Consider the following 22,161-nt stretch of genomic DNA (forward strand, 5'->3'; position numbering starts at 1 on the left):
CAGAGAGTGCAAGCTTGTGTTTGATAATCAGTGCACCGATCACCAAACGTGCGGGTTTGGCGGGACGACCGCGTTTTTGATTGAGCTTGGCATAGTAGCTTTGGGCGAAGTCATCCCATGGAATGCACTGTGCAAGTTGAACCCAGCGGTTTTGTGGATCAAGATCTGATTGGAAGGGCCAATCGAATTCGCTGAGTGATAATTGGGTTACAGAGTGGTCTCGAATCATTTTTGTGCACGCTTTTTTATATCTTGGGGCTGAAAAACTGTGCATTACTATACCACAAAAACAAGTATTTTTGTTTTAAAACAATGATTTATATTTTCTGAGCAGACTCTAGGTAGAAATAGTTGAAGTGACAGGCTAAAGGAGCTTACGCATGGCAAACCGAATTCATATCCCCTCAGACTATGTGTTATACAGTACAACCGATTTGCGCGGCACAATTCTGAGTGCCTCCGATGATTTTGTTAAAGTCAGCGGCTATAAAAAAGAAGAAATGATCGGCCAGCCGCATAATATGGTACGTCATCCAAGCGTGCCTAAGCAGGTGTTTGCGGATATGTGGGCCACATTAAAATCCGGTAAAACCTGGTCGGCTACTGTCGTCAATCGGGCAAAATCAGGCGAAGAGTACTGGGTAGTGGCGAATGCGTCGCCGATTGTAGAAAACGGACAGATTAGCGGTTATATGTCAGTCCGTGTACCGGCCAGTGATGCCGAAATCAGCGCCGCACAGCAGGCGTATAAATTAATTGATGAAGGCAAGTTGGTTTTAAAAAACAGCATGCCGCGTAAACCGGCCGATACCAAATTTGATTGGTATCGGGATCAACCGCTCTTTAGAAAAATTATGGCGCCGATTGTTGGGTTATTCCTCATCGGGGGTGCGATCACTGCCGAGCGCTTGGTGCACATGAAAAACGAAAGCCTGTACGCCGCCGGCCACAACTCGGCGTCGGATATGATTACCATGGCGATGAATTCGCGTCAATTTTACATGGATGAAATTGTCCCCAAAGTGAGGGCCGCAGGTATGGTGTTAAGCCATGAGTACGCGACCCACCCAACGCACCTGCCGCTTGCGGCTAACGTGATGCTGGCGCTGGGTGAAATGTCGAAAAGTGCCGACGGAGAAAGCGAAGTAGGCGAAGTCAAACTCTTCAGTGCGCATCCGTTCAAATTCCGTGGCCCCGCTAACCTCGACAGTTTTGAAGTCGCCGCCTTAGACGCACTAGCTCAAAACCCTGACGTGCCTTATGTACAGATAGAGCAACATGAAGGTAAATCCTATTTTAGAATGGCGGTGCCGGACTTTATGAATGCGCAAACCTGCTTAAACTGCCATAACCATGACCCAAATAGCACCAAGCAGGATTGGAAAATTGGCGATGTGCGTGGTGCTGTATCGGCACGTATTCCAATGAGTGACCTTGAGCAAGCGATTGCTAAACCTGTGATGCAACTCCAAGTGACGCTAGCTATTATTGCGCTCTTGATCTTAGGCGTGACCTATTTCTTGATTACGCTACTAAGAGTGCGCTTGCGTAAACTGCGTGCGGCGGTCGATTATGTTGAGCAAACCGGCGACCTGACCAAACGCATGACAGATAAGTCTAACGATGCGATTGGTGTGACGATTAACAAGTTTAACTCCTTACAAAATTATGTGCTAAATGCCCTCACCCAAGTAGGGGCTGGCGCGCGAGCCATCAGTGAGGGCGACTTTAGTCAAACCGCTACTGGCGCCAAAGGCAGCTTTGTGCCTTTACAAAACGCGATTAATAATGCGGCGTCTAGCTTAGACAGTACGATGAAAGAGCTAGCTAAGGTGATGAATGGTCTGGAGCAGGGTCAATTTGATGTGCAAATGGATCCAAGTGTACCGCAGGCCTTCCGTGATCAAGTAGATCGTGCGTTATCGAGTATCGATCACGTCATGACCGACATTATTGGTGTGATGAAGAAAATGGAAGGAGGCGACTTCTCCGCTAGGGTGGGGGTTGAGGCCCAAGGCGAGTTAGCCAATCTGAAACAGGCTATTAATTCTTCGATGAATGCGATGTCGGATGCGATTAGCCAGATTGGGAAAGTTGTGGCAGCGCAAGCTTCAGGTGATTTAACCGTCAGCTTGCCAGCGGGTAGTTTTAAAGGTGAGCTACATAACCTTAAAAACGCGATTAACTATTCGATGGAAAAACTCAAAGAAGTGGTGAATGTGGTGTCGGAAGCGGCGAATACCGTTGATGGCGCCTCCAGAGAGGTGTCGCAAGGCTCGCATGATCTTAGCGACCGCGTGCAAGAACAGGCGTCTTCATTGGAAGAAACCTCCGCCACGATGGAACAGATGAACGCCACGATTCAGCAAAACACGGAGAACACCGATCATGCGTCTAAACTCGCGGTACAGGTGCAAACCAAAGCCCAGCAAGGCAGCGATGTCATGGGTAAAACCATTGTCGCAATGCAAGGAATTAAGGATTCTAGCCATAAAATTGCTGAAATTGTCACTTTGATTGACGGCATCGCGTTCCAAACTAACCTGTTGGCGCTAAATGCCGCGGTTGAAGCGGCACGTGCCGGTGACCATGGCCGTGGTTTTGCGGTGGTCGCGGGTGAAGTGCGTGGTTTAGCACAGAAATCAGCCGAAGCAGCGAAAGATATTAAAAAACTGATTGGCGAGAGTGTTGAACGTATCGAAGAGGGTACCAAGCTAGCGGATGACTCAGGTGTGGCGTTAAAAGAAATCACCGGCGCGATTGATGAAGTGGCGGGCTTGGTGGTACAAATTGCCAATGCAACGAAAGAGCAGGCGCAAGGCATGCATCAGGTGCATGATGCGATCACTAAAATCGATGGTGTCACCCAGCAGAATGCGGCCTTGGTAGAAGAAACCGCGGCGGCGGCTGAGAGCCTAAGCAGTCAATCGGCGATTTTGCGCAAGGAAATGAGTTTCTTTGATACGGGGGCGGGGCGAAGCGCCGCGCCACAAGCATCAGCAACGCGCTCGGTTGCGCAACGCCAGCCGGCAGCAGGCAACGCCTTGCCCAACCGCCAACAGGTTGGACAAAAATCGGGACAAAGACCAATGCAAAAACCAACGCAAAAACCGAATAGCTCAAATGATGAATGGGCAGAGTTTTAACCTGATGGGCGCTTTAACGCATTGATAAGCGCGCTTAAATCTTCGTTAAGCCTGCGCATCGTTCTGATGTCGATGGGCTTTACGCTGGTATTTGGCTTGGTGTTGCTCGGGGTGATGATGCATTACTTCACCGAACAACACCAGCGTCAATTTATCGCCGAACAAACCGCGATAAACGCCACGACCGGCCAGATGATCGATTTGAGTTTATCGCATCGCCGAGATGCCTTAACCCAGTTTACTAATTTGTTACTGGATGATGGTGGGCAACTTAAACCGCTTGATGAACTCCAAGACCTGCTCGATGAGCGGATTGTTTTGCATCATCTGTTTAATGGTGGATTATTGTTGCTGGATGCGGATGCAAAAGGGTTAGTCGATTCGCCTATTGTGCCTGACAGGGTGGGCACGGATTACACTGACCGCAGTCATGTCCAATGGGTACAACAGCACCGCCAACCGCTTATTTCCAACCCCTTTATAGGGCGACGTATTCAGACGCCGATTTTTATTGTCAACACCCCTGTTTTATCGCAAGACAAGCAACTGCTCGGGTTTATGATTGGCATCATCCTGCTCAATCAAGATCCTTTGCTTTCGCAGCTACATGAACAGTTCAAAGCGCGTAAAGACCGTTCGTTTATTATTGATCCGGCCCAAAAACTATTTGTTAGCTCCACCGATAAGCAGTTTATTTTTCAACCGATTAATGATTGGTTGGATCGCTCGTTGGTTCAAGCCTTAGACAATCAACTCTCCAGCGGAAAGGCTTTAAGCATGAACGCGGAGCCGATTTTCTTTAGCGCCTATCCGCTACAAAACGTTGATTGGCTCTTGGTTTCCATCAAAGAAGCGCGTCTACTGCACCAACCTATCTACCACATGACCCTGCAAATGAGCTTGATTGGGTTGTTAATGTTTTTCATTGGGTTGCCTATTTTGTATTGGCTGATGCACCATCAGTTACGTCGATTGCGCCTAGCGGCGCACCAACTTAAGCAGATGCCTTATCAGCCAATTACTATTGAACCCAAGGCTTACAAACAGCTTGATGAGGTGAATCAGTTGATTCAGGCGTTCAACCAAGCGATGGTTGAACAGCAAGCCCAGCAACAAAAAATCGATCAAGCACGCCAAGAAGCGGAACAGGCAAATCAAACTAAATCACGGTTTTTAGCGGTGATGAGCCATGAAATTCGCACCCCCTTGTCCGCGATTATGGGGTTAGCAGAAATTGGCATTGCGCCGAACACACCCGCCGAAAAGCAACACGACTGCCTCAAAAAAATCTATTTATCGAGCGAAGGCTTAAAAGAGCTACTGAATGATATTTTGGATTTATCCAAAATCGAAGAACGGAAACTGGTGATACAAAACCAGCCTTTTTATCTTCAAGACCTGGTTGAGCAAATAGATAGCCAATACCGTGATTTGGTACAACAAAAAGGCTTGGTATTCGATATACAGCTTGACCCAAGCCTCAGCGCCGCCTATTGCGGCGATCGCCATCGTCTGCTTCAAGTGCTCAATAACCTATTGAGCAACGCGCTTAAGTTTACAGAGCAGGGCGCTATAAGCATGACGGTTGAGGCAACAAACCATGCGGATTCCAACCAGGCCTGGTTACAGTTTAGTATTCAAGATAGCGGCATTGGCATGTCATTGTCACAACAAAAAAACCTATTCAAACCCTTCTCGCAAGGGGATGATTCAATCAGCCAGTTTTATGGCGGTACGGGGCTTGGTTTAACGATTAGTCAAGACTTAGTCCGATTGATGGGCGCGGATGAGATTGATTTAACTAGCGCACCGGGGCAAGGTAGTTGTTTTTCATTCAGTTTGCCGTTTGATATCTGCACCCAAGCACAGCTTGCTGAGGCTGAAAAGCGTATCGCACTGTCTCAAACGCGTTTACCCAATCTGCAAACGCTCAAAGCGCGCCCGATTAATATTTTAATCGTTGAGGATATTAATGTTAACCGTACGGTACTATCCGAGGGCTTAGGGCGTATAGGCTTTGATTGCTATCTCGCGGAAAACGGTCAAGAAGCGATTAACCTCATTCAACAGCAGCCGATTGATTTGGTGTTGATGGACAAGCAAATGCCAATTATGAACGGATTTGAAGCCACGGCGGCAATGCGTAAAATAAAGCCTGATTTGCCAATTATTGGTATCAGCGCGGATAATACCAAGCATGACCATTTCCTCGCGATGGAAGTGGGGATGAATGCGTTCTTGCCCAAACCGATTAACCTCAATCAGTTAACGGATCATATATGTCGACTTTTAAATCTTTCAGCGATTCAATTAGACGATGACGAGGCTAATCAGCTAACACCTGAGGAAAACCTCCGTAATCCGCTAGATACGGTGGGGGCACTGGGTCATTACGCGGGTCAGGTGGATTTATATCATCAAGCGCTTAAACAATTCAGGCACGAGCCAGATCTTCAGGCGCTAGTCTTGCAGATAACCGAGTTAAATGCGCTAAAAGACGATCTAAGTATACCTAGTGGCGAGTTGTATCAACGTTGGATTAGCTTGGCTAAGCGAGTACATCGTCTGCGCGGCACCTGTGCCATGATCGGTGCGCAAGGGTTAAGCGCATGGCTGGAAACCTTGCATCAACATGTGCGTGTTTACCAATTGCCTCAAGCAAATTTTATTGATTATTGGCAAGAGGCTGTACAACAGATGCAAGCGGCTATTGATGCGCAATTAAGTGAATAGCCGTGACGCATAGCTTGGGACGAGGTTAGTCCTACCTATTGCTATGATTTTGCGTTATTTAGAGGCGTTTGTCCTGCGAATTTGTGAAATAGTTGAGTTGATTCTTTATAATGGTTAGTTATCTATCATTTTGTTAAATATTTGTTCCGCTCAGGCGTCGAGGTAATTCATGTTCTTCCCTAAACTATCGCAGATTTCAACTCATCAAGTCACCACCTTGGCGGATAGTCATACGATACAACAAGCCGTTGATTTAATGGATCAGGCATCGCTTCGTGACTTGGTGATCACAGGGGAAGCTGGCTTTAGAATGATTACCGCGCGTGAATTGATTGCTTTGCGGTTGCAAGAAGTAGATTTTTCAGACACCTTGGCCAGTGTTAATTTACAGAAAATTAACGCGCTTTATCAAGATGCCACCGTGATAGATGGCTTAAGTGCGTTAAAAGAAGGGCATTTTGAATACCTTTGCTTAATCAATGATGAAGGACAGCTTAGTGGTATCGTCAGCTACTCGGATATGGCGGCACATCTAGACCCACATTATTTATCCGAGTTTAAACGCATTGATGACCTCATTCATTTGAGCGATTTTTTGTCAGTTGATGCGCAGGCCCCCCTTAAAAAAGTGCTGATTGCGATGCGCGAGCAACAACAAACGGCGGCGCTTATCAAGTCGACTAATGACCAGCATATTGGTATTGTCACCCAAAAAGACATCACCCACGCGATTGCCCAAAATCTTTCAGTCGAAACACCGGTTAGCGAAATCATGGTATCGCCACTGATTACCCTTGATGGGCAGGCTAGTTTGCAGCAAGCCTTAAGCTTTAGTCGTGAAAAAAAGCTCAAACGTCTGGTGGTGACCCATAACAACAAGGTGGTTGGCTTATTACATCAAAAAGACCTAGTTGCGCTAGTCTATGAAAAATGGCGCAATTTGCTTGACGAACAACAGCGTCATTTACAAGCTGAGCGCGAACTGTTTAAAAATGGGCCGGTGATGCTATTTAGTTGGCAGCCAACAGGTTACTGGCCAGTCAAATTTGTGTCGGACAACGTACAAGACATTTTGGGTTACAGCGCACAAGAGATGATGCAGGAAGGTTTCGAATTTGGTCAGATTGTGCATCCCGATGATCTTGACAAAACCGCTAATGAACTTGAAAAAGCTTTAGCCGATAAGGTTGAGTTTATCAAACAATCCTACCGCATTATCGACAAACAAGGCGTTGTGCATTGGATTTACGATTACACCCGCCCAGCCTATGATGCCAAGGGTGAGGTGATGTCTGTGTATGGCTACTTGATCGATCAAACCGAACAAATTCAAGCGAAATTAGAAACCGAACGCGCACAGCAGCGGCTTGAGTTAGCGCTAGAGGCTTCTGAAACAGGGTTGTGGGTCTGGGATATGCAAACCAATAATATTAGTTGGTCTGACCAAGCCTATAGACAGCTTGGCTATGCCCCGCAAGCTTTTGAGGTCACGCTGGAAAGTTTTCAAGCCAGACTTCACCCTGATGACGTTCAGCCAATGTTTGCGCAAATTCAACGGCAAATGGCGCAGAACAGCGGTTTTAATGTCGAGTTCCGCTTCAAAAATGCGCAAGGCGGCTGGACCTGGCTTCAAGGGCGTGGACGCGTCACTAAAAGCAACCCCCAAGGCGAGCCGATTGAAATGATGGGCGTGCACATTGATATTTCAGCGACTAAGAAAATCGAAAAGGATATCCGGCTGGAGCGCAAACGCCTTGAAAATATTATCTGGGGGACAGGCGTGGGAACTTGGGAGTGGAATGTCCAAACCGGGCAGACGTTTTTTAACCAACGCTGGGCGCAGCTGATTGGCTATGAACTAACTGAGCTTGAACCCACCACGATTGATACTTGGATGGCTTTTGCACATCCTGACGATTTGGCCGAATCAGAAAAGCAATTAATGGCTCACTTTAATGGCGAAGTGGATCATTATGAAGTCGAAGCCAGAATGCGTCATAAAAATGGCGATTGGATTTGGGTGTTAGACCGAGGCAAGGTGGTGAGCTGGACAGCCGATGGCAAACCCGAGTGGATGGCCGGCACCCATCAAGAAATAACTGATAGAGTAATAAAACAGCAGGCATTGGCGATCGCTCAGCACCAAGCCGAAGCGGCCAATCAAGCGAAGTCGGAGTTTTTGGCGAATATGAGCCATGAGATTCGCACACCGATGAATGGCATTATCGGCTTGAGCGAGTTGGCGATGAAGCAGGATGATGTTGATATTCTGCATGAACAGTTGAATAAAATTTATCAGTCGGGCCGCCTTTTGTTGGGCATTATCAATGATATTTTAGACTTCTCAAAAATCGAAGCCGGTAAGCTTGAAATGGATCCGCAGCCGTTTTTTATGGGTCGCTTATTCGATGGACTCGCCAGTTTGTTTGCGGTTCAGCTTGACGCTAAGCCGGTAAAGCTTCGTCTTGAGATGCACGGCTTAGAAAAACGCGCTTTTGTCGCCGATAGTTTGCGCCTGCGCCAAGTCTTGTTAAACCTGTTGGGCAATGCGATAAAATTTACCGAGCAGGGCGAGGTGGTGTTATCCGTAAGTGAATGTCAAAAAAACCAAAACGACAACCAGGCCTGGTTGTGTTTTGAAATTAAAGACACCGGCATGGGCATGTCACCCGAACAACAATCAAAACTGTTTCAAGCCTTCCACCAAGCCGACACCAGCATCACCCGCAAACATGGTGGCACAGGGCTAGGTTTAGTGATTAGCCAGCGTTTGATTCAGTTGTTAGGTGGTCATGCGATTGAAGTCGAGTCAGCACTTGGGCAAGGCTCATGCTTTCGTTTTTCCTTGCCGCTATATCCCGCCACTGAACAGCAAATCACCTGCATTAAAACCCATTCGATGCATCAAGGTGATGGCGCTCGTTTAAAAGGGCATGTGCTGCTGGTTGAAGATAATGAGATTAACCAAGAGGTGGCGCGCAATCAGTTGGGTAATTTAGGCTTACAGGTGACATTGGCTGAAAATGGACGTGAGGCGTTGGACTTGTGCCGTGACCAGCATTTTGATTTGGTGTTAATGGATATTCAAATGCCAGTGATGGACGGCTATCAAGCGACACGCGCGATTCGTGAGTTTGATGGCGATACCCCGATTATTGCCCTTACCGCGGCGGCGATGATTGAAGACAAGAAAAAGGCGTTAGCCGCTGGCATGAACAGTCATTTAAGCAAACCGATTAATATTGAGGAATTGCGCGTGTTGTTGAGTAATTATTTAACCACGCAAAAGGCAGAGAAGAACACAGCCGAAGGTAAGATAGAGGTCGAGAGAATGAGTCAACCAACGACTAGTTTTGGGCAGTCCTCTTTTATTAACCACGAGCAAGGTTTAGTTCAGCTAAATGGCAACCAAGCCTTATATAGCAAATTGCTGTCTAAGTTTGGCGTGCAGTTAACCCAAGATTATGCAGATTTAGTGCCGGATTTAGAAGCATTGCTAAAGACATCCAATATTGAGCAGGCTCAATGGCAAAAACTTCAACAGCTCAATCATGCGCTTAAAGGCGTGGCTGGCAATTTGGCGATTGATGGTTTGTTTAAATTAAGCCAGCAAATTGATCTATTGCTTAAACAGCAGCAAGTGCCGCCTGCGGCGTTAATTGCGCAGTTTGCTGAAACCTTTGAGGCGACACGGGCGCTACTGACCGCCGCAACTGAATCAGCGTCCACCAGCCAAGTCGCAAGCGACAGATCTCTATCCGTTTCTGAGATTAATTCGCTATTAGTTAGAGTTAAAAACAGTGAATATATTGATGATGAGGAGTTCGCCGAATTAAGCGCCAAAATACCTGAAAAGCACCACCAGGCCTGGTTGGTTTTTCAGCAATATTTAGACGCGTTTGAATTCGAAAAAGCCGCCGAAGCGCTTGCAGGGATAATCGATTAAGTATAATTGTGAGGCAAAAAAATAACTCGTTCCCACGCTCCTGCGTGGGAATGCAGACTGCTAGAGCGTGAAGCCTTTTGTCTTGAGCACGAAGGTACCTGATAGACAGGTCTGCATTCCCACTGAGGACAGTGGGAACGAGGCTCAAATGAAAGGACGTAAAGGACTTAACTCGTTCCCACGCTCCTGCGTGGGAACGCAGACCGCTAGAGCGTGAAGCCTTTTGTCTTGAGCACGAAGGTGGCAAATAGACAGGTCTGCATTCCCACTGAGGACAGTGGGAACGAGGCTCAATGAGTGGCAATACGGAGCGAACCAACTTGTGTCATTGCGAGGCCGAAGGCCGTGGCAATCTCTGGCAGACTGAGCACGCCCTTGAGAGATTGCCGCGTCGCTGCGCTCCTCGCAATGACAGGTTAACTCGTTCCCACGCTCCTGCGTGGGAATGCAGACCGCTAGAGCGTGATGTCTTTTGTCTTGAGCACGAAGGTACCTGATAGACAGGTCTGCATTCCCACAGAGGACAGTGGGAACGAGGCTCAATGAGTGGCAATACGGAGCGAACCAACTTGTGTCATTGCGAGGCCGAAGGCCGTGGCAATCTCTGGCAGACTGAGCACGCCCTTGAGAGATTGCCGCGTCGCTGCGCTCCTCGCAATGACAGGTTTTTTTAACCTCGTTCCCACTGAGGACAGTGGGAACGAGAAAAGAAGTGTGCTAGGTTAGGTCTAATAAGGATCTTGTTTAACTACAGAAAAAATACAAAAGAGTATATGATAAAACTACATAAATTAATCGCAGCGGGTTTCGTGTTAGTATTGTTGTTTGGCTTTAGCAGCTTTTATTGGCAAGCCAAACAAGTTGAAAACGCGGCTTATAAAGAGCTGCAAGCAGTGAATGAGCTTAAAACGCAGCAGCTAAACTATTGGTTGGACGAACGACGTGCGGATGGCTGGGTGTTAGCAAGCAATTTGATTTTTCAGGAGTTGATTGAATCTAGCTTAACGGATGCGCAAAAGAAATCACAACTTAAACAGCGTTTAATGTTGTTTTTATCCTCAAAAAACTACGGGCAGATTACCTTGCATCAGGCCAATGGCGAGTTGATTGTCAATGCGGGGGAACATTTCGCCCATTTGCCGAACCTGACCAGCGAAAAGTTTAAGCAGGCGATTATTCAAAAACAGCCGGTATTTACTGATGTTTTTATAGATAAGCAAGGCCACCGTCATTTGGATATGATTATGCCGGTGTGGTCAGAAGCGAATGCGTTTGAGCCTTTGGCGGTTTTGGTGTTTCATATTGACCCCAAAAACTTTATTGATCAACTGATGATGAAGTGGCCTAGCGACCTGGTCGGTGCGCAAACCTTGTTGGTTCGCTTTGATGATCAACAACTCTTTGCGCAAACCCCTGTTCGTTTGAATGAGCGATTACATTATCGTGCGGAAGCCTTAGAGGGTTATCAGAATGTAATTAAACATAAGCTGAAGAGGTTGAAGGTTGGGAGAGTAGCCTGTCAAAACCTAGCTGGTGAGTCTATTTGGATTTATTGCAATAGCTTAGATAACCCGGCATGGAGTGTACTTTCACAGGTTGAAAAAGCGCGTTTATTACAGCCTGTCTATGTAACCAGCCTATTGATGAGTTTGGTGTTTGGTTTAATCCTGTTTGGTTTAGGCGCCTTGGTTTTTTTGCGCGCACAGGTCAAACAACGCAAAATGCAGGACAACCTTAAAGTCGCGGCCAAGGTATTTGACCACACCGGTGAGGGGATTATGCTCACGAATGTTGCTGGTGAAATCGAAATGGTGAATAAGGCGTTTTGTGATTTGCTGGGCTATCAGTCATCGCAAGTGATTGGGCAAACCCCTCGTTTGTTGCAATCAGGGCGTCACGACAAGGCATTTTATGCCAGTATGTGGCAAACAATAGCGCAAACAGGGCGCTGGCAGGGGGAAATTTGGAACCGAAAACAAAATGGCGATTTGATTGCCGAATGGTTAAGTATTGCCAGCCTAAAAGACGATACCGGTCAGGTTACGCACTATCTGGCTGTGTTTGCTGATATTTCCAAACTAAAAAATTCAGAACAAAAACTGGATTATTTATCGCACCATGATCCGCTTACAGGTTTGGCGAATCGTCGGTTATTGCACATCCATTTGCAGCAAGCCTTATCCCATCATTCGCGTCCACCGCATACGGGTGAACACTTGGCGATTTTGATGTTAGATATTGATCGTTTTAAAACCATTAACGACAGTTATGGTCATGCGCTCGGTGACGAGTTATTACAAAAAGTCGCGCATACGCTCTGTGATGGGCGCCGAAAAACCGACACCGTTGCGCGTATTGGGAGTGATGAGTTTACACTGGTGCTTGATGAGTTACAAAAACCCGAAGATGCGGCGCGCATTGCCAGTCAGTTAATCAATCAGCTGGCTAAGCCGATCAGACTGAGCAATGGCGAATCAATGACGCTAAGTGTGACAGTGGGGATTACACTGCTTAAAGACCCTGCCATCAGTGCCGAACAGTTAATTCAACAGGCCGGCACAGCACTCTATCGAGCTAAAATAGAGGGGCGTGGCGGATTTTTATTTTTTGAGCCGCACATGACCGCACAAGCGCAACAGCGTTTGCTAATGGAGCTACAACTCAAACAAGCGCTCAACCAAAATCAATTTGAGGTGTATTACCAGCCGCAGGTTGATTTGCATACCGGTGAAATCATCTCCGCGGAAGCCTTGGTGCGCTGGCATCATCCTGAGCTGGGCATGGTATCGCCGGGTTATTTTATTCCGATTTGCGAAGAAATTGGTTTAATTATTCCGTTGGGTGATTGGGTGTTGAATGCGACCTTAGAACAAGGCTGCGCTTGGTTAGAGCAAGGCCAACCAGCTCGGGTGTTGGCGGTGAATGTCGCGGCACTGCAATGGCAACAGCCCAATTTTGTTGAAAAAGTGGAGCAGGCGCTGAAAAAAACCGGCTATCCCGCTGAGCTGCTGGAGTTGGAGTTAACCGAATCAGGGCTGATGCGCCACGAACAACAGGCCATTAGCGCGATGCAGGCATTGCGAAAGCTAGGGGTTCATATTGCGATTGATGATTTTGGCACCGGCTATTCATCATTGATTTATTTACGCAACCTGCCCCTGAGCAAACTTAAAATTGACAAGCAATTTATTGACGATGTGGTCAGCGATGTTAAAAGCCAGCAGTTGGCTAAAACTATTATCAAAATGGCCCATAACTTGGGTTTTGGCGTGATAGCCGAAGGGGTTGAAACGTCTGCGCAACTCGATTGGTTGGCGCAAAATGGCTGCGAGAGCTATCAAGGTTTCTTGTGCAGTCCGCCTGTTAAGTCCGACGAATTTATTACCCTGAATCAATGTCAAGGAGCACAATCTTGAATCGACTGCGTTATTGGGTGTATGGCGTACCCGCGTTATTGGTGTTTGTAGCTGTTTGCTTAGCAGGGCTCTATGTTATCGAAAAAAACAAGCAAGACCATTTGGCGATGGAGCGCTTTCATGCTCAGCAAGAACTTGCAAAGCTTCGTGTGCAGTTAGAAACGGTGATAATCAGTAGCGCAAGCCGCATTGAGGGCTTGGTGGCCTATATCAGGCTGAATCCTGATTTATCCACGGCGCAATTTGATAGCTTTGCTCAACAATTAATTGATGATTATCCAATAGTCCAAAATATTGCTGGCGCTCCGGACTTAACCGTGAGTTATATGTATCCCTTGGCGGGCAATGAAGCCATAGTCGGGATGAATTATATGCAGATTCCAGCGCAAGCCGCCGCGGCGATTGAGGCGAAGGCCGCTAAAGCCTTAGTCTTAGCGGGACCGGTGAATTTAATGCAGGGGGGCGTGGCGTTTATTGCGCGTTTTCCGGTGTTTGTTGAACAAGATGGGCAGGCGCATTTTTGGGGGTTAGTGTCATCAGTGATGCCAGTGGAATTGGTTTATCAAGCGTCTGGGCTCAAGCAAACCGACTTACAAATTGCGATGCGTGGCCAAAATGCCAGTGGACAGCATGGCGCTATTTTTTATGGTGATGACTCAGTGTTTCGCCAGCAACCTGAAACCCAACCCGTGTATCTGCCCTATGGCAGTTGGTATATTGCCGCCATCCCACAGCAAGGTTGGCCAACGCATGCGCCTAACCAGGCCTGGTTGATATTGCTGTTTTTGGTATTGGCTTTGTTATTAAGTGCGCCTACGCTTTATATTAGCGGGTTATTGTTGCAGCGACGTCAACAAGCTGTTGCGCTAGAGCAAGCGGTGGCAAAAGCCGAAGCGGCCAATCAAGCTAAATCGGCTTTTTTAGCTAATATGAGCCATGAAATCCGCACCCCCTTGAATGGTATTTTGGGTTTAAGCGAACTGGCGTTGGATGAAACTGATGAGAAAAAGCGTGCTCAGCTTTTGCAAAAAAATTATCAGTCTGCCAAAAACTTATTGACCATTTTGAATGATATTTTAGACTTTTCCAAAATTGAGGCGGGTAAGTTAACGCTGGAGCCGCAGTGGTTTAATGGGCGTGCGTTACTGCGTCCTATTTTGGATTTATTTGGCCCGATGGCGAAGAAAAAAGGCTTAACTCTCAAACTCGATATCCAACTGGATGCGAATTTACAATTTCAGTCCGATGCGGGCCGTATTCGTCAAGTGTTAATGAATTTGTTAAGTAATGCCTTAAAGTTTACCGACAAAGGCTCCATCACCCTAAAAGTCCATCAAACCCTGCGCGACGCCAACCAGGCCTGGTTGGCATTTTCGGTTGAAGACACCGGAGTAGGCTTGAGCAGCGAACAGCAGGCACGCCTGTTTCAGCCTTTTAGCCAAGCGGATGATTCAATTACGCGCAAACACGGTGGAACGGGCTTAGGCTTGGTGATTAGCCAGCGCTTGGTGAAAGCGCTCGGTGGCGAGGGGATTGCATTGCGCTCGTCATTGGGGCAAGGCACCGTTTTTTCCTTTAGTTTGCCTTGTACCTATCAACCCAACTCCAGTGCGCCAGACAATAGTAGCATGCACGATAGCAAAACGTTACGCACTGCGCAGGCTTTTGTTGGCAAAATTTTATTGGTAGAGGATAATGAAATTAACCAGATCGTGGCCAAAAATCAATTACAGAAACTCGGTTTGTCTGTGAGTGTGGTCGCGGACGGTAAAAAAGCGGTGGAAATGGTCGAACGTTATCATTTTGATTTGGTGTTGATGGATATTCAAATGCCAATTATGGATGGCTATCAGGCCACCCAAGCCATTCGCCGATTTAATAGTGAGATTCCAATTATCGCGCTGACGGCGGCGGCGATGATTGAAGATAAAAACAAAGCCTTGCGTGTGGGCATGAACGATCACCTCTCCAAACCGATTGATTCTGACGCCTTGTTGGCGTGTTTAGCGAGTTATTTAAAGCAATAGGATGATTATGTTAATAGAACGATTAAAAAATTCGATGAAATTACGGGTGATGCTGTTTAGTTATTTGATGTTGGTTGTTTTGTTTATATTTGTTGGGCTACTGGTTACTTTTACCGTGTATGAAGACAACAGGCAGCGCTATCAGCTGGCACAACAAGATGCTAACAAACAACTGGCCTTGTTAATTGAGCAAGAGTTGGCAGATAGATTAAAAACCCTGGGCGATTTTTCATCTCAGCTTGCGGATAGCAATGGGCTATTACCCTTTGATGAAATTCAGTCGTTGTTAGATAGCCGTGTGCGTTTACATGGTTTTTTTAATAATGGCTTGATTGTTGTCGATAAGACGGGGCGGATTGTGGTGGATTCACCGGTTGTTGAGGGCCGGGTGGGTATTGATGCGAGCTCCAGAGCGTTTATTCAACAGGTATTAGGCACGCAACAGTCCATCATTACCTCTCCATTAGTGGGTAAGGCGATGGGGCAACCTATTTTTAATATCGCCGTGCCCATTGTGGGCGCCGATAATCAAGCCCATGGCGTTTTGTTCGGTGTCACCTTGCTACGGGAGGATAATTTTTTAATCAATTTATCAAATCGCCTAGTATCGAATCGCTTAAGCCAGTTTTATGTGGTTGATAAAGCAAATGATATGATTGTGGCGTCCTCAAACTCGGACTTGGTTTTCGAGTCTTTATCCGGCTATGCTGAGATTTGTGGCATTCTGCAGTCTATCCAGCGCGGTGAAGTGTCTGGTTTTGCAACGAGTGCGCTTGGACAAGATGTACTGTTTAGCAGTGATCCGATTGAACGAATGGGCTGGGAGGTGGTGCATGCCGTGCCTTTGGAGATTGTATTAGAACCCATTTGGCCTTTATTATGGAACTTGGTTTGGCTTTTAGTTTTGTTGATGGGTTTAATGCTGATGACATTGACATGGTTTATGCGAAGGGAACTTGAACCTTTGAGCAAGTATGTTCAGCAAATTGATCAGATGTCAAATGACACTCAAGATTTTGCGCCCATTCAATCTAACCGTCAAGATGAGTTGGGGCGTTTGGTGGCGGCGTTTAATCGTTTGGGGGCTAAACAGCAAACGATGATAAATGAGATGACCGAGGCTAAATTTGTGGCCGAGCAAGCTAACCAGGCCAAGTCTGAGTTTTTAGCGAATATGAGCCATGAAATTCGGACCCCGTTGAATGCGGTGATTGGCTTGAGTGAGATGATGGTGCATGATAAAAATCTACCTGAACAGCATCAACGTCGCGTTCGTCAAGTGCATGGTTCAGCAAAGTTATTGCTTGGCATTATTAATGATGTATTGGATTACTCAAAAATCGAGAGCGGACGTCTAGAGGTCGAGCGTAAGCCTTTCCGACTCAATGAGGTTTTGGATCAAGTCAGCGTGTTGTTTAGCGATATGACCGTGCGTAAAGGCGTGGAACTGGCGTTTCATCTTCGCCCGAATGTCCCCACCGATTTGATTGGTGATAGTTTACGCTTGACGCAGGTCTTGACCAATTTAATGGGCAATGCGGTGAAATTTACCGAGAAGGGCGAAATTGAGTTATGTATTCGGGTGGAACGCTTAGAAACCCATCAGGTTTCCCTCGTGTTCGCGGTGCGCGATACCGGTATTGGTATGACCGTGCAACAGCGTCAGCGTCTGTTTAGTGCATTTATGCAAGCCGATACCTCGACCACCCGTAAATATGGCGGTACGGGTTTGGGGGTGGGGATTAGCCAGCGTTTGGTGCATCTATTAGGGGGCAGTGATATTGATGTGCAATCGACACCGGGTGAAGGCTCGATGTTTAGTTTTAGCCTCACCTTGCCTAGAGTGCAAACCGATGTGGAAAGCAAGGCGCATACGTTTGTGTGTGATCCAGCACCCTGTCGCGCATTGGTGGTTGATGACCAGCCGATTAGCCGAGCGATTTTGCGCGAGGTTTTAGAGTCTTGGCAGTTTGAGGTCGATGAGGCTGAGAATGGCGAGCAGGCGGTGCAGAAGGTCGCCGAACATTTAGAGGATGCCCGTTTTTATCGTGTGATTTTAATGGATTGGGAGATGCCAAAACTCAATGGCTTGCTAGCATTGCGTCAAATCAAACAGCTGTATTTAGAATCGGGGCATGAAACCGACTTGCCGGCGTTGTTGATGGTGAGCGCACACGACGAGGCCGAGTTGGCGATGAGCGGCGATGATGCCTATCCATTTGTGCACAAGCCTTTCAGCCCATCGCATCTGTATAACGCGATAAATCAATTGCAGCGTCTAGATCGTTTAGGTGTGGTGGAGCGTGATGTGAATGTGCAATTTAAAGGCCAGCGGATTTTGGTGGTTGAGGATAACGAGATTAACCGCGAAGTCGTGGCCGAGTTGTTGGCGGATTTGAATTTGGTGGTGGAGTATGCCGAAAACGGACAGCTGGCGGTTGAAGCGGTAAAAACGCATGACTACAAGCTGGTGCTGATGGATATTCAAATGCCAGTGATGGGCGGCTATGAGGCGACCCGTGCTATTCGTGAATTTAACAGCTCGGTGCCGATTGTGGCCTTGACCGCCGCCGCGATGGTGGAGGACAAAAAGAAAGCCCTCGCCGCTGGCATGGATGCACATCTGGCTAAGCCAATTGATTTAAACCAGCTCAAACAGGTGATGATGCAATATTTAGAGCATGAGCGAGTTGAAAAAACACCTTTAACCGACGACGATGTGCAACAAGCGGCTAGCGAGATGATTGAGCAACCAGGCCTGGTCGGTGCGCAAGCCAAAACCGACAGTTTATTGCGCCAGTCAAAACCTCGGATTTTAATTGTCGATGACGAACCGGCGAATGCACGCGTTTTAGCAAATGGTTTAAAGGCTGACTATGTGCTGTTATTGGCTAACTCAGGCCAAAAGGCATTGAACTTGGCACAGTCAGAACCTCAGCCCGACCTGGTGTTGTTGGATATTATGATGCCAGATATGGATGGTTATGAAGTGTGCCATAGGTTGAAAAATGAACCGAGTACCTCAAACATTCCGATTGTCTTTGTCAGTTCATTGGATCAACGGCATGACGAGGAAAAAGGCTTAAATATGGGCGCGGTGGATTATATTTCTAAACCTTTCCATTTGCCTATTGTGAAGTCTCGTATTCGTAATCATTTGGCACTAAAGCTCAAAACCGATTTGCTCGAAGAAATGTCGCATATGGATGGGTTAACGCATATCGCCAACCGCCGCCAGTTTGATGAAAGTTTGATGCGTGAAAGCATGCGTTTAGCGCGCAGCGGCAAGCCGATGGGGTTGATTATGCTGGATATTGATTTCTTTAAACCCTTCAACGATCATTATGGTCATGGTCAAGGCGATATTTGTTTGCAAAAAGTCGCACAAGCCTTACAAGCGGTGATTCACCGTCCTGGCGACTTGTTAGCCCGCTATGGGGGCGAGGAGTTTGTGGTGCTGTTACCTGAAACCGGGCAGCGCGGTACTCAGCGTGTAGCTGAAGAATTGCGTTCAGCGGTCGAGTCGTTAAAACTGAAACACGAGTATTCAAACGTAGCGGATTACGTTACGATCAGTGTTGGCGCGATATCAGGCTGGGCACAAAACCACGAACAGGCCGAACAGATGCTCAAGCAAGCCGATGATGCACTCTATCAAGCCAAAGAAAACGGCCGTAACCGTGTGTGTATGATTTAAGAGCCATGGGGACACTTAACCCGCCATAAATTGAATGGTGGCGTTCCCACGCACAGCGCCACGGCCATTAAGTTAAGGAATAAATAGCTCCTAATTGCCCTGTCACCCTGCGCGAAGTCGCAGGGTCTATTGCCGCCAGGTAAAAAAACAGAGGCCAATGAGAAATAAGAGGCCATAAAAAAAGCCGTCTGATCAGGACGGCTTTTTTAGGGGTTCAGCGTTTTAATTAACGTTGACGTGCTTTGAATTTTGGATTGGTTTTGCAGATCACGTAAACCTTTCCACGACGACGAACGATTTGACAGTCTTTATGACGCGTTTTTGCTGATTTTAATGAAGATAAAATTTTCATAGTGAGTTACCTAGGTTAAGAGCTTCACAGCTCGGTTCAAATTTGAAAGGCGCATTTTACTGATTTGATGGCGGTTTGTCTATTAATTGTTTTAGTTTTTGATTGAAATCATCCTATTTTTCGCTAAGCTAGCGACAGATTTTCATTTTTATCGTTGTTTTATCGTGAATACTGGGCATATATTATGAATGCAGTTAGGTGCAAATTATGACGTTGATGGCGCGCGTTGAAGCGTTTTTGAATAAAGACGGCGCGCTTGAGCAGCGCATCGAGGGGTTCTCTGTTCGTACAGCGCAAATTGAGATGGCCAAGCAAATTACAGCGTGTTTTGAATCTGATGACACATTAATTGTAGAGGCCGGCACCGGCACCGGGAAGACATTTGCATATTTAATTCCAGCCTTGTTATCAGGCAAGCAGGTGATTATCTCTACGGCGACTAAGAATTTGCAACAACAATTGGTCGACAAGGATTTGCCCTTGTTAAAAAAGGTTTGTGGTGTAAAGGGTGTGGTGATGCAATTAAAAGGGCGTGAGAACTATCTTTGCGAACAACGCTTACATCAGGCAGAAACGCTGTTTAAGAATACGAAGTCTGATTGGCGAAAATTGGCTAAATTGCGTCATTGGATGGAGAGCAGTGCAACGGGTGACTTGTCTGAAGCCGGGGTGATTGATGAGTCGGACCCACTTTGGCGCAAGGTGTGTGCAAAGTTAGAGTTCTGCCAAGCGGCGGCTTGTCAAAAAGAGGGTGAGTGTTTTTATCCTAAGGTTAAACAAAAAGCACTTGAAGCGCAGGTGCTGGTGGTCAATCATCATTTGTTTTGTGCCGATCTGGCATTGCGTGAGCAAGGATTTGGTGAACTGTTACCGGATGCGGATTGCTATGTATTTGATGAAGCGCATCAGCTACCGGACATTGCGGCGCAGTTTTTAGGTTTTTCTGTGTCGCGCTTTCAGCTTGATGAGTTGTGTCGTGATATTAAGCAAGCCAAAGCGGAGGAGTCGAATGAGTCGGAGGATGTGGTTGATCGCGTTAATGTGTTGCAAGAGCAAGTTAAGCTAGTTAATGAGGCGCTGGGGAAGTGGGATAGGCGTTGGAACTGGGAGCAGTTGGCGGGTTCAGCGGTTTTTTTACAGCACATTAAGCGGCTGATTAACCAATTAGCTACCTTGGCTGATCATTTAAAAACGCTAGAAAAGCGCGGCAAGCTTTTAGCCGCTGTGGCAAAGCGTACACAGGAGTTAGAGACGCAGTTAAACCTTTGGCTTAACACTGAAAAAGAGACAGAGGTGCGTTGGGCGGAGTCTTCACAGGCGCGTTTTAAGTTGAATATGACACCGTTGAGCGTGGCAGAGCCGTTTAGTCGTCAGCGTGAAGCGATAGGCGGGGGCTGGGTATTTACTTCGGCGACCTTGAGTGTGCATGAGCGTTTTGATTATTTTGTGCAGCGCTTGGGTTTGGCACAGGCGCAAACAGCGGTCTGGCCAAGCCCTTTTGATTATCAAGCCCAAGGCGTGATTTATCATCCGGTGGGGTTACCCGATCCGCGTTCTGAGGATTATATTAAAATTTGTATGCGTGCGGTCTGGCCGTTGTTGAAAGAAAGTGAGGGGCGTGCTTTTTTGCTGTTTACCAGTTTTCGTGCGTTAAATGAAGCAAAGACATTACTGGCTGCGCATTGGAAGGGCGTGCTGCTGGTACAGGGCGAGGATGCCAAACACAGGTTGTTGGCGCGCTTTAAATCGGAGAAGGCGGCTATTTTGCTCGGCACGAGTAGTTTTTGGGAGGGGGTCGATGTTAAGGGGCAGGACTTACAATTGGTAGTGATTGATCGCATTCCATTTGCGCCACCGGATGATCCATTGGTGCAAGCACGTGAAAGCTACCTCAAACAGAAAGGCTTGAGTGGTTTTGCACACTTTCAGTTACCCGAGGCCGTGATGGCGTTAAAGCAGGGAGCGGGAAGGCTGATTCGTGATGTGAATGATCGCGGGGTTTTGGTACTATGTGATCCTCGATTGTCGAGCAAAGGGTATGGGCAAACAATTATGAAGAGTTTGCCGGATTTTCCATGGGTTTATCAAGCCGATGCCCCTTTGAATTTATTAAAAAAATTAAAGAAAGAAGTAAAGTGATGAATGTATTAGCGATAGAAACTTCTACGGCGAATTGTGCGGTGAGCTTGGTCGGTGAGCAGGTATGTGTCAGTTTGCAGGAATATGCGCCACAGCAACATGCCCAGCTTATTTTACCAATGGTCGACCAGGTCTTAAGCCAAGCCGGTTTTCAAGCGCAGGATATTGATGCGTTGGCTTTTGGCGAAGGCCCCGGCGCTTTTACGGGACTGCGCATTGCGGCAGGAGTGGTGCAGGGGTTGGCATTGGGTTGGGATAAGCCGGTGATTGCGGTGTCGTCTTTACAGGCGATGGCTTATCAAGCGTTTGAACAAACAGGGCAGACCCACTGGTTGGCTTGTCTTGATGCACGCATGGGCGAGGTATACACCCAGTGGTGTGAGTTCGATACACAAGGTCAGTTGCTTAATTGCTCCACAGCACAATTAGTTAAGGCTGCTATGATTAATCCCGCATCAGATTGTAACGGCGTGGGGGATATTCAAACCAGTTATCCCGCGCAGGCGGCGTTGTTTTCTCGTTGGTTGGATGCGGTGCCGAATGCGAATGCGATTGCCCAGTTGGCAAGGCAGCGACCTGCGCAAGCGTATAGTTTAGGCCAGCAGATTCCACAGCCAATTTATTTGCGCCCTTCGGTGTCTTGAAGCTAATTGCCTATTTTTTAAGCATACTCTATTAGATGCAAGACTTTATTGAAGTTTTTAT

9 protein-coding genes and 1 pseudogene are annotated in these 22,161 nt (G+C 47.1%); 8 read left to right on the forward strand and 2 right to left on the reverse strand.

Annotated elements, in window-relative coordinates; translation table 11 throughout:
- Positions 1-229: pseudogene (locus NA59_RS00005) on the reverse strand (IS5/IS1182 family transposase); the annotation flags it as partial.
- Positions 230-380: 151 nt separating this feature from the next.
- Between NA59_RS00005 and NA59_RS14080 the strand changes: the two are divergent.
- The 6 genes from NA59_RS14080 to NA59_RS00035 all read left to right on the forward strand — a co-directional run bounded on the left by NA59_RS14080 (position 381) and on the right by NA59_RS00035 (position 18,965).
- Entirely contained in the window at positions 381-3,146 is a 2,766-nt protein-coding gene (locus tag NA59_RS14080; protein WP_052501343.1) for a methyl-accepting chemotaxis protein, read from the forward strand.
- 21 nt (positions 3,147-3,167) lie between these two features.
- Positions 3,168-5,879 (forward strand): hybrid sensor histidine kinase/response regulator, encoded by a 2,712-nt coding sequence (locus tag NA59_RS00015; protein WP_198401021.1) that lies wholly within the window; start codon positions 3,168-3,170, stop codon positions 5,877-5,879.
- Between the two features lie 169 nt (positions 5,880-6,048).
- Complete coding sequence (locus NA59_RS14085; protein WP_052501344.1) at positions 6,049-9,825, forward strand: PAS domain-containing protein; 3,777 nt, start codon at positions 6,049-6,051, stop codon at positions 9,823-9,825.
- Between the two features lie 773 nt (positions 9,826-10,598).
- The gene (locus tag NA59_RS00025; RefSeq protein WP_052501345.1) at positions 10,599-13,241 is read left to right on the forward strand and encodes a bifunctional diguanylate cyclase/phosphodiesterase; all 2,643 of its coding nucleotides are present in this window, start codon (positions 10,599-10,601) and stop codon (positions 13,239-13,241) included.
- Positions 13,238-15,268, forward strand: a complete 2,031-nt coding sequence (locus tag NA59_RS00030; RefSeq protein WP_198401022.1) for a response regulator — start codon at positions 13,238-13,240, stop codon at positions 15,266-15,268. Before NA59_RS00025 ends, NA59_RS00030 begins: the two co-directional genes overlap by 4 nt.
- A 7-nt stretch (positions 15,269-15,275) precedes the next feature.
- The gene (locus NA59_RS00035; RefSeq protein ID WP_083944819.1) at positions 15,276-18,965 is read left to right on the forward strand and encodes a response regulator; all 3,690 of its coding nucleotides are present in this window, start codon (positions 15,276-15,278) and stop codon (positions 18,963-18,965) included.
- A 226-nt stretch (positions 18,966-19,191) separates the two neighbouring features.
- Here NA59_RS00035 and ykgO read toward each other — a convergent pair whose 3' ends face one another.
- Positions 19,192-19,317 (reverse strand): type B 50S ribosomal protein L36, encoded by a 126-nt coding sequence (gene ykgO, locus NA59_RS00040; protein ID WP_044406047.1) that lies wholly within the window; start codon positions 19,315-19,317, stop codon positions 19,192-19,194.
- A gap of 207 nt (positions 19,318-19,524) precedes the next feature.
- Between ykgO and NA59_RS00045 the strand changes: the two genes are divergently transcribed.
- Together NA59_RS00045 and tsaB are read left to right on the forward strand one after the other, a co-directional pair.
- Positions 19,525-21,456 carry an ATP-dependent DNA helicase gene (locus tag NA59_RS00045; RefSeq protein ID WP_052501346.1) on the forward strand — a complete coding sequence of 644 codons (1,932 nt, stop codon included), beginning with the start codon at positions 19,525-19,527 and terminating at the stop codon, positions 21,454-21,456.
- Positions 21,456-22,100, forward strand: a complete 645-nt coding sequence (gene tsaB / locus NA59_RS00050; protein ID WP_044406052.1) for a tRNA (adenosine(37)-N6)-threonylcarbamoyltransferase complex dimerization subunit type 1 TsaB — start codon at positions 21,456-21,458, stop codon at positions 22,098-22,100. The genes NA59_RS00045 and tsaB overlap by 1 nt, the downstream gene beginning before the upstream one ends.
- Positions 22,101-22,161 lie beyond the last annotated feature (61 nt).

The sequence above is a fragment of the Thiomicrospira microaerophila genome, assembly GCF_000934765.1.
Classification (GTDB): domain Bacteria; phylum Pseudomonadota; class Gammaproteobacteria; order Thiomicrospirales; family Thiomicrospiraceae; genus Thiomicrospira; species Thiomicrospira microaerophila.